At 72.8% G+C, this 9,017-nt stretch carries 9 protein-coding genes; 8 read left to right on the plus strand and 1 reads right to left on the minus strand.

The annotated features are described in order from the left end of the window. Window positions 1-235 precede the first annotated feature (235 nt). From ftsH to AB0A74_RS22720, 8 genes are read left to right on the plus strand one after another with little or no spacing between them, the layout of a single operon-like run. Window positions 236-2,440, plus strand: coding sequence for an ATP-dependent zinc metalloprotease FtsH (ftsH, locus tag AB0A74_RS22685; RefSeq protein ID WP_358252235.1), 2,205 nt, complete (start codon window positions 236-238; stop codon window positions 2,438-2,440). A 5-nt stretch (window positions 2,441-2,445) separates the two neighbouring features. Next, window positions 2,446-3,069: a GTP cyclohydrolase I FolE gene (gene folE, locus AB0A74_RS22690; protein ID WP_343935732.1), complete on the plus strand. Its 624-nt coding sequence runs from the start codon at window positions 2,446-2,448 to the stop codon at window positions 3,067-3,069. Window positions 3,070-3,098: 29 nt separating this feature from the next. Further along, window positions 3,099-3,884, plus strand: a complete 786-nt coding sequence (gene folP, locus AB0A74_RS22695; protein WP_358252255.1) for a dihydropteroate synthase — start codon at window positions 3,099-3,101, stop codon at window positions 3,882-3,884. Beyond that, window positions 3,877-4,239: a dihydroneopterin aldolase gene (gene folB / locus AB0A74_RS22700; protein ID WP_358252237.1), complete on the plus strand. Its 363-nt coding sequence runs from the start codon at window positions 3,877-3,879 to the stop codon at window positions 4,237-4,239. Before folP ends, folB begins: the two co-directional genes overlap by 8 nt. Further along, window positions 4,232-4,714 (plus strand): 2-amino-4-hydroxy-6-hydroxymethyldihydropteridine diphosphokinase, encoded by a 483-nt coding sequence (gene folK / locus AB0A74_RS22705; protein ID WP_358252238.1) that lies wholly within the window; start codon window positions 4,232-4,234, stop codon window positions 4,712-4,714. Before folB ends, folK begins: the two co-directional genes overlap by 8 nt. 54 nt (window positions 4,715-4,768) lie before the next feature. After that, window positions 4,769-5,425, plus strand: coding sequence for a maleylpyruvate isomerase family mycothiol-dependent enzyme (locus AB0A74_RS22710; RefSeq protein WP_358252240.1), 657 nt, complete (start codon window positions 4,769-4,771; stop codon window positions 5,423-5,425). 22 nt (window positions 5,426-5,447) lie between these two features. Then, window positions 5,448-5,900, plus strand: a complete 453-nt coding sequence (locus AB0A74_RS22715) for a DUF3180 domain-containing protein (protein WP_358252242.1) — start codon at window positions 5,448-5,450, stop codon at window positions 5,898-5,900. Window positions 5,901-5,950: 50 nt separating this feature from the next. Continuing rightward, window positions 5,951-7,747, plus strand: a complete 1,797-nt coding sequence (locus AB0A74_RS22720) for a DUF6779 domain-containing protein (RefSeq protein WP_358252244.1) — start codon at window positions 5,951-5,953, stop codon at window positions 7,745-7,747. Window positions 7,748-7,755: 8 nt separating this feature from the next. Here the strand turns inward: AB0A74_RS22720 and AB0A74_RS22725 are convergent, their stop codons facing one another. Next, entirely contained in the window at window positions 7,756-8,829 is a 1,074-nt protein-coding gene (locus AB0A74_RS22725) for an NADH-quinone oxidoreductase subunit D (protein ID WP_358252246.1), read from the minus strand. Window positions 8,830-9,017 lie beyond the last annotated feature (188 nt).

The raw sequence follows: 9,017 nt of genomic DNA on the forward strand, positions 1-9,017 counted from the left end.
GAAAGTTCATGGTCGTCTTCCCGACCGGGTGAACCCCGCTGACCTGCGCGCCGTGTTCGCGGTCACCCCGGGGAACACTTGACGGGTCCCGGCCGTTGGTCCGGCGAGACGTGACTGCCCCACACGCGGAGCACTCCGCCCGTGGTTGGGGCGGTAGGCTGGTCGGACGGGTCGTGCCCGTCCGCGCCCGTCACCAAGTCAGGGAGGGTCGAGGCCGCCCGCCGGCCGTAAGTGAATGGACCGCAAGCGCCTGCTTCGCAACCCGCTGCTGTGGATCGTGGCGGTGTTGCTGCTCTACTACGCCTTCACCGTGCTCTTCGACGACGCTCGGGGCTACCACCCGGTCAAGACGTCCCAGGCACTGCAGCAAATCCGGGACGGCAAGGTCAAGGAAGCCACGATCGAGGACAAGGAGCAGCGTCTCCGCCTGACCATGGTCGACGGGCAGAACTTCGAGGGTCACGACCGGCTGATCACGCAGTTCCCGGCCAGCTCCACGGACGAGGTGTTCACCATCCTCGACCAGGCCGGCAACAAGCCGACCGTCGAGACCAAGGTCAGCCAGGACTCGTTCTTCGTCCAGCTGCTGCTCTACCTGGTCCCGCTCGGCCTGCTGTTGCTGCTGCTGATGTGGATGATGAACAACGCCCAGGGTGGCGGGAACCGCGTCCTCAACTTCGGCAAGTCCAAGGCCAAGCAGCTGTCCAAGGACATGCCCAAGACGACGTTCGCCGACGTCGCGGGCGCCGAGGAGGCCGTCGAGGAGCTCCAGGAGATCAAGGACTTCCTGCAGAACCCCGGCCGCTACCAGGCGCTGGGCGCAAAGATCCCCAAGGGCGTCCTGCTCTACGGCCCGCCCGGCACCGGCAAGACGCTGCTGGCGCGCGCCGTCGCCGGTGAGGCCGGCGTGCCGTTCTACTCGATCTCCGGCTCGGACTTCGTCGAGATGTTCGTCGGCGTCGGCGCCTCCCGCGTGCGCGACCTGTTCGAGCAGGCCAAGCAGAACGCGCCGTGCATCATCTTCGTCGACGAGATCGACGCGGTCGGCCGCCACCGCGGCGCCGGCCTCGGCGGTGGCCACGACGAGCGCGAGCAGACCCTCAACCAGCTCCTGGTCGAGATGGACGGCTTCGACTCGCGCGGCGGCATCATCCTGATCGCGGCGACCAACCGGCCCGACATCCTGGACCCGGCGCTGCTGCGCCCCGGCCGGTTCGACCGGCAGATCCCGGTGTCCGCGCCGGACCTGAAGGGCCGCAAGCAGATCCTGCGCGTCCACGCCAAGGGCAAGCCGTTGGGCCCGGACACCGACCTCGACGGCCTGGCCAAGCGCACCGTGGGCTTCTCCGGCGCCGACCTGGCCAACGTGATCAACGAGGCCGCCCTGCTCACCGCCCGCCAGAACGGCACGGTCATCACCGGCGCCGCGCTGGAGGAGTCGGTGGACCGCGTGATCGGCGGCCCGGCCCGCAAGAGCCGGATCATCTCCGAGAAGGAGAAGAAGATCACCGCCTACCACGAGGCCGGGCACGCCCTGGCCGCGTGGGCCATGCCGGACATCGACCCGGTCTACAAGGTCACCATCCTCGCCCGCGGCCGGACCGGCGGTCACACGCTGTCCGTGCCCGAGGAGGACAAGGACCTGATGACCAGGTCCGAGATGATCGCCCGGCTGGTGTTCGCGCTGGGTGGCCGCTCCGCCGAGGAGCTGGTGTTCCACGAGCCCACCACGGGCGCGTCCAACGACATCGAGCAGGCGACCAAGATCGCCCGCGCGATGGTCACCGAGTACGGCATGTCCGCCCGCCTGGGCGCGGTCAAGTACGGCCAGGAGCAGGGTGAGCCGTTCCTGGGCCGCACGGCCGGCCGGCAGGCCGACTACTCGCTGGAGGTCGCGCACGAGATCGACGAGGAGGTGCGCGAGCTCATCGAGGCCGCGCACACCGAGGCGTACGAGGTGCTCAACACCTACCGCGACGTGCTCGACGCGCTCACGCTGGAGCTGATCGAGAAGGAGACCCTGCACCAGAAGGACCTGGAGCGGATCTTCGCCAGCGTCGAGAAGCGCCCGCGGATCACGAAGTTCAACGACTTCGGCAACCGGACGCCGTCGAACATCCCGCCGGTCAAGACCCCGGCCGAGCTGGCCAAGGAGCGCGGCGAGCCGTGGCCCCCGGCCATCGAGGACACCATCGACCAGGAGCTGCCGCCCGCGCAGGACCCGGTCCCCGCACCGCCGCCGGCCGCGCCGAACGGCAGCAACGGGTCCCCGTACCAGCCGCAGCCGACGCACCCGTCCTCCGGCCCGCCGAACTACGGCGCGCCGCCCGGCTGGACCCCGGCCACCGTGCCGGGCGGGCAGTCGCCCCAGTGGCAGCCCGAGCCGACGGAGGCGTCCGACCAGCGGAACTTCGAGACGGACCCGGACAACCGCAAGTGACCGACATCGACCAGGCCGGCCTCTCCGTCAACGGGGGGGCCGGCCTCGCACGGCGGCCCTTCGACCAGAAGCGGGCCGAGGCGGCCGTGCGCGAGCTGCTGCTGGCGTGCGGCGAGGACCCCGACCGCGAGGGCCTGCAGGACACGCCCGCCCGCGTGGCCCGCGCGTACCGGGAGCTGTTCGCCGGGCTCTACACCGACCCGGACTCGGTGCTGGCGAAGACCTTCGACGAGAGCCACGAGGAGCTCGTCCTGGTCACCGACATCCCGATGTTCTCCTTCTGCGAGCACCACCTGCTGCCCTTCCACGGCGTGGCGCACGTCGGGTACATCCCCAACGAGCAGGGCCGGGTCACCGGCCTGTCCAAGCTCGCGCGGCTGGTGGACCTGTACGCCAAGCGGCCACAGGTGCAGGAGCGGCTGACCTCGCAGGTCGCCGACGCCCTGGTGCGGCGGCTGGAACCCCGTGGTGTGATCGTCGTCGTGGAAGCCGAGCACCTGTGCATGGGCATGCGCGGCGTCCGCAAGCCCGGGTCGCGGACCACCACGTCCGCCGTGCGCGGGCTGCTGCGGACGTCGGCGTCCTCGCGCGCCGAGGCCATCGAGCTGATCAAGGGTCGTACCAGGTGAGCGTGCCTCGACCGGGGCACTGCGTCGTCATGGGCGTCCTGAACGTCACCCCGGACTCGTTCTCCGACGGCGGCCGGTACCTGGACCTGGCCGACGCGGTGGCGCACGGGGTGGCGATGCGCGAGCGCGGCGCGGACATCGTGGACGTGGGTGGCGAATCCACCCGTCCGGGTGCCGCGCGCGTGGAGCCGTCGGTCGAGGCGGCCCGGGTCGCGCCGGTGATCCGCGAGCTGGTGGCGGCCGGCGTGCCGGTGTCGGTGGACACCATGCGCGCCGAGGTCGCCGCCGCCGCGTTGGAGGCCGGCGCGTCGATCGTGAACGACGTGTCCGGCGGGTTGGCCGACCCGTCGATGGCGTCCGTGGTGGCGTCGGCGCGGGTGCCCTATGTGCTCATGCACTGGCGAGGGCACTCGAAGCGGATGGACCAGTTGGCCGTGTACGACGACGTCGTGCGCGATGTGCGCGACGAGCTGAGCGCGCGGGTGGACGCGGCGTTGGCGGCGGGCGTGTCGTCGGACGACATCGTCCTGGACCCGGGCCTGGGCTTCGCGAAGAACGCCACCCACAACTGGCAGCTGCTGCACCGCCTGGACGAGCTGCTGTCCCTGGGCTTCCCGGTGCTGGTCGGAGCGTCCCGCAAACGTTTTCTGGGTGCCCTGCTCGGGGACCGCGCGCCGGACGGTCGCGAGGACGCGACCGCCGCTGTGAGCACACTGGCTGCTTTCCTTGGTGCCTGGGGCGTGCGCGTGCACGACGTGGACAAGTCCCTGGACGCCGTCGCGGTGGCCAGGGCGTGGAGGCAGGGTCATGGGTGACCGGATTTCGCTGAGCGGCTTGCGGGTGCGCGGGTTCCACGGCGTCTTCGAGCACGAGAAGCGCGACGGGCAGGACTTCCTGGTCGACGTCACGGCGTGGCTGGACCTGTCGCGGGCGGCGGCGACCGACGACCTGCGGGAGACGCTGCACTACGGCGAGCTGGCCGAGCGGGCGGCGGCGATCGTGGCGGGCGAGCCGTACGACCTGATCGAGACGGTGGCGGGCAAGATCGCGGACGAGGTCATGACGGACCTGCGCGTGCGGGCGACCGAGGTGACCGTCCACAAGCCGTCCGCGCCCATCCCGCTGACGTTCGCGGACGTGGCGGTGACGGTGAGGCGCGTCCGTGACTAGGGCCGTGCTGTCGATCGGCTCCAACATGGGCGACCGGTTGGCGCACCTGCGGTCGGCGGTGGCGGGCTTCGCGCCGGAGCTGGTAGCGGTGTCCTCGGTCTACGAGACCGCGCCGTGGGGCGTGACCGACCAGGACGACTTCCTCAACGCCGTCCTGGTCGTGGAGGGCCCCTCCGGGCCGTGGGACTGGCTGCGGCGCGGTCAGGAGTTGGAGAACGCGTCGGGCCGCGTGCGCACCCTGCGTTGGGGGCCGCGGACGCTGGACGTCGACGTGGTGTCGGTGGACGACGTGCGCTCGGACGACCCGTCACTGCTGCTGCCGCACCCGGGCGCTCATGAACGGGCCACCGTGCTGGTGCCGTGGCTGGACATCGACCCGGACGCGGTCCTGCCGGGCCACGGCCGCGTGGCCGACCTGGTGGCGGGCCTGGACCTGACCGGCGTCGAACGCCGCGACGACCTGTCGCTGACCTGAAGTCGCACTGCGCCGAACCCGGGCCGGGGTTAGCGTCGGCCCGGGAGGTCGGCGATGAGCAACGCGGTCACGTACGACGCCGCGCGGCGGCGGATCATCAGTCTGGTCACCAACGGGGACCCCGCCGCGGCCGTGCAGGCGTGTCCGGGGTGGACGGTCAAGGACGTCGTCGCGCACCTCGCCGGCGGGCTCGGGGACTTCGTCAACCGCCGGTTCGAGGGGCACGAGACCGGCGCGTGGGGCGAGAAGCAGGTCGAGGAGCGGCGGGACAGGGCGCTGGGCGAGCTGCTCGTCGAGTGGGAGCGGAACTTCGAGATCTCCGAGGGGTTGTTCGACTCGCCGGTGGGCGCGGTGCTGGTCGCCGAGATCGTGCAGCACGAGCACGACATCCGCGCCGCCCTCGGCCGGCCGGGGGAGCGGGACAACGTCGCCGTCCGCGCGGCCCTCACCCGGCCCATGCAGGAGCTGGACAAGCGGTTGCGCGAGCAGCACCTGCCCGCCCTGCGGATCACGTTGGAGCACGGCGATCGCATCCTCGGCGAGGGCGAGCCGTCGGCGACCCTGCGGACGTCGTCGTTCGAGCTGATGCGGGCCATCGGCGGCCGGCGCAGTGAGAGCCAGATCCGCTCGATGGACTGGGACGCCGACCCGACCCGCTGGCTGCCCGCGTTGCGGCTGTTCGGTGGCCGGGAGACCGCGCTCGTCGAGTGAGCGTTGATGACACGATGGAACGGTGAGGTTCACCAAGCCCCGTGACCTGCTCGCCGTCGGACTGATCGCGGGCCTGCTCGTCCACCTGCTGCTCCGGCTGTCCTACGACACGCTGCCGGCGCTGCCGACGTTCGCCGGCTTCACCCTGCTGGTGATCGCCGTGGTGGACCTGGTGCTCGCGTTCTCGTTGCGGGCGCGCATCCAGCGCAAGCCGGGGGCCGCGCCGGTGCAGCCCTTGACCGCTGCACGGGCCGTGGCGCTGGCGAAGGCGTCGTCACTCCTCGGGGCGATCATGGCCGGCGCGTGGGCCGGGGTGCTGATCTACGTGATACCGGTTCAAGGGGAATTCGAAGCGGCGCGGCACGACCTGGTCAGTGCGGTGGTGGGACTGCTCTGCGCCGGCGCATTGATCGGCGCGGGACTGTGGTTGGAGCACTGCTGCAAGACCCCGAAAGATCCCCACGCGGACGGGTGAATACGGACGCGGAGGTCTCAATCGGGTAACTGACCGGTACGGTAGACGCCATGACCGGGCGAGGCGCGTCGCAGGACGGCGAGCAGCAAGATCACGGTCGTGGCATCGGGCGACTACTGCTGGTAGCAGCGTTGGCGCTCGCACTCGGTGCCGCGGCGGTGCTGGTCCTCAGCGACAACGCCCGTTGGCTGAGACTGGCGGTGGTCGCCGCGCTGTGGGCCGCGCTCACGGGCGCGTTCCTCGCCGCCCGGTACCGCCGGCAGGTCGCGGACCGTGACGACGAGGTGGCCGACCTCCAGTCCGTGTACGAGCTGGAGCTGGAGCGCGAGGTCGCCGCCCGGCGCGAGTACGAGCTGGAGCTGGAGGCCGAGACCCGGCGTCGGGTGCGCGAGGAGTCCAGGGAGGACCTGGAGGCGCTGCGCAACGAGCTGCGCGTGCTGCGGGAGAACCTGGAGGCCCTGCTCGGCGGCGAGGTCCTGGTCGAACGGGTGGCGCTGCGCGCGGAATCGACCCGCATGCGCGCGTTGTCCGACCAGTCGCGGCTGATGGCCGTGGGCGACCAGCGGATCATCACCGCCGGACCCGCGAAGGCCGTGGCCGCCAAGGCCGAGAAACCCGCGCCGGACCGCACCGAGCTGATCGAACGCGTCCCGCACGACGGTTCCCGCAAGGACCAGGCCCGCCGCCCCGAACCCACGCGCCCGGAACCCGCCCGCCGCGACCAGCCCCAACCGGCCCGCCGCGAACCCCTCCGCACGACCCCGCAACGCCCGGCCGCGGCCCGCGCGGAGTCGACGGAACGCGTCAACCGCGCCGACCTGGCCGGCCGCCTGACCCCGAACACCCCCCAACCACCCCGCCGCCCGGAACCGCGCCCCGCCGCCCCGGCGGCCGCTCAGCACGGTGAGCCGGTGCGGGGGGAGACGCGCCGGCAGACCGAGGGCGTGGCGCTGGACGCGGGCCGGTTGGGCATCGGCCTGACCGCGGAACCCGCTGCTCCTGCCGGCGCTCCTGCTCCGGCCGGTGCTGGTGCCGGTTCGGGTGAGCGGCGCGGTCGGGCGGCCGAGCGGACGGAGATGATCAGCCGCGACGCCGTGGCCGCCGACCAGGCGACCCGCCGCCCCACCGAGCCGGTCTCCCGCCCCGCCGACTCGCGCGCCACCGCCGACACCCGCGCGGTCGATCCCCGCGCCGCCGGCTCCCGCGCCGCCGATCCCCGTGTGGCCGAGGCCCGCGCCGCCGAGTCGCGTGTCGCCGAGTCGTCGCGTTCGGCGGAGTCGCGTTCGGTCGAGCCCGCGGGGCGGCGCGCGGACCAGACGGGCGGCTTCCGCACCGTGGCAGCGAGTTCCGTGCGCCAGACCGAGACCAGCGCACGCCAGACCGGCAGCTTCCCGGCCGTGGCGTCGCGCGGCACCGAGCCCGGTGGTCGTCGTGCGGCGGCCGAGGGTTCCGGCTTCGGCGCGCACGAGTCCACAGTGGACGCCGGACTGGCGCGGCCGACCGCCGTGCGCCGGGCCGCCGAGATGACCGGCGGGTTCCGGCCCGTCGAGAACGCCGGTCAGGCCGAGACCAAGGGCCGTCGGGCGGCGGCGACGGGTGCCGGGTTCCGGCCCGTCACGCCCGCCACCACGCGCCGGGCCGCCGACCACACCGGGTCGTACGAGCCGGTGTCCGCCGAACCCGCCGCGCGGTCGTCCGCCGAGGTGTCCGGGCGCAGGCGTGCCCCCGAGCCCGTCGCGCCCGAACCGGCCGGCGCGCACGCGGACGGCAAGTCGGTCAGCGAGCTGCTCGCCGCGTTCGGCGGGGCGGACTCGCCGCGGCGCAGGCGTCGGCGCGGCGAGGACTGACCCCCGGCCTACTTGTCGATGTCGCCGACGACCACGGCGAACGACCCGAGCACGGCCGGCAGGTCGTCCACCCGCGTGCCGGGCAGCAGGGCGGACAGGGCTTGGACGTTGTTGAACGACGGCGTCCGCAGCTTGAGCCGCCACGGCGTCTTCTCGCCGCGGGAGGCGAGCAGCACGCCGGACGTGCCCAGCGGCGCTTCGACGCGCGTGTAGACCGCGCCTTCCGGCGCCTTGATCGCCTTGGGCAGCCGCAGGTTGACCGGTCCGCCGGGCAGCCGGTCGAGGCACTGCGACACGAGCCGCACGGACTGCCGCACCTCGTCCACCAGGCACCGGACGCGGGCGAGGGCGTCCCCCTCGGACCGGACGACGGGCCGGACGTCCAGGTCGCGGTAACCGGGCAAGGGGTCGTCCCGACGCAGGTCGAGGTCCACACCGGACGCCCGCCCGATCGGTCCCGTGACGCCGAACGCCAGGGCCGCGTCCCGGCTGAGCACACCGATCCCTTGCAGCCCGTCGGGAATCGCGCCGGTGTCCACTGTGGACACTGCTTCGCGGACGCGATCGACCCACCCGGCGGGGACGTCCTCGCGGAGCCCGCCGATCCGGTTGAACATGAAGTGGATCCGCCCGCCGGACGCCTCCTCCAGGACGGTCTGGACGGCTTCGCGCCCGTCGGCGGCGACCTGGCCGGTGAGCGGGGTGAGGAAGACGAGGTGCGCCATGATCCGGTTCAGCTCGCACAACAGCGCCCGCAGGACCTGGGCGCGCGGGGGGACGTCCATGCCGGTCATGCGCTCGACGGCGAGGGCGACGGCGAGTTCGTTGCAGAAGGCGGCGAGCCAGTCATGGCGGTTGGCGAGCGTGAGGACCTGCCGGTAGTCACGGACCTCGAACAACTTCTCCGCGCCGCGGTGCAGGTGGCCGACGAGGGGTTCGGCGGCGGTGATCGTCTCGTCGTCGCGGACGGTCAGGCGGAGGCGGTACGCGCCGTGCGCGGACGGGTGCAACGGGCCGAGGTCCACGACCCGGTCCACCCCCAGGTGGCGCGCCCCGGCCCCGACACCAACGGTGATCTCCACAGCCCCATGCTCGCACGCCGGCACAGATCGCCCCTGCCGCGGCCTCCGGCCCCCGACACCATGCTCGCACAAGCCACCGACAAATCCCGGACCCCGCCGCCCCGGCCGCAACCCGCCCCGGCCGCAACCCCGCCCCGGCCGCAACCCGCCCCGGCCGCAACCCGCCCCCGCCGCAACGCGCCCCCGCC

The sequence above is a fragment of the Saccharothrix sp. NPDC042600 genome, from assembly GCF_040647305.1.
GTDB lineage: Bacteria > Actinomycetota > Actinomycetes > Mycobacteriales > Pseudonocardiaceae > Actinosynnema > Actinosynnema mutabilis.

Coding starts and splice junctions, on each gene's coding strand:
- ftsH (WP_358252235.1), top strand. CDS start 236: ATGGACCGCAAGCGCCTGCTTCGCAACCCGCTGCTGTGGATCGTGGCG.
- folP (WP_358252255.1), top strand. CDS start 3,099: ATGGGCGTCCTGAACGTCACCCCGGACTCGTTCTCCGACGGCGGCCGG.
- folB (WP_358252237.1), top strand. CDS start 3,877: ATGGGTGACCGGATTTCGCTGAGCGGCTTGCGGGTGCGCGGGTTCCAC.
- AB0A74_RS22710 (WP_358252240.1), top strand. CDS start 4,769: ATGAGCAACGCGGTCACGTACGACGCCGCGCGGCGGCGGATCATCAGT.
- AB0A74_RS22720 (WP_358252244.1), top strand. CDS start 5,951: ATGACCGGGCGAGGCGCGTCGCAGGACGGCGAGCAGCAAGATCACGGT.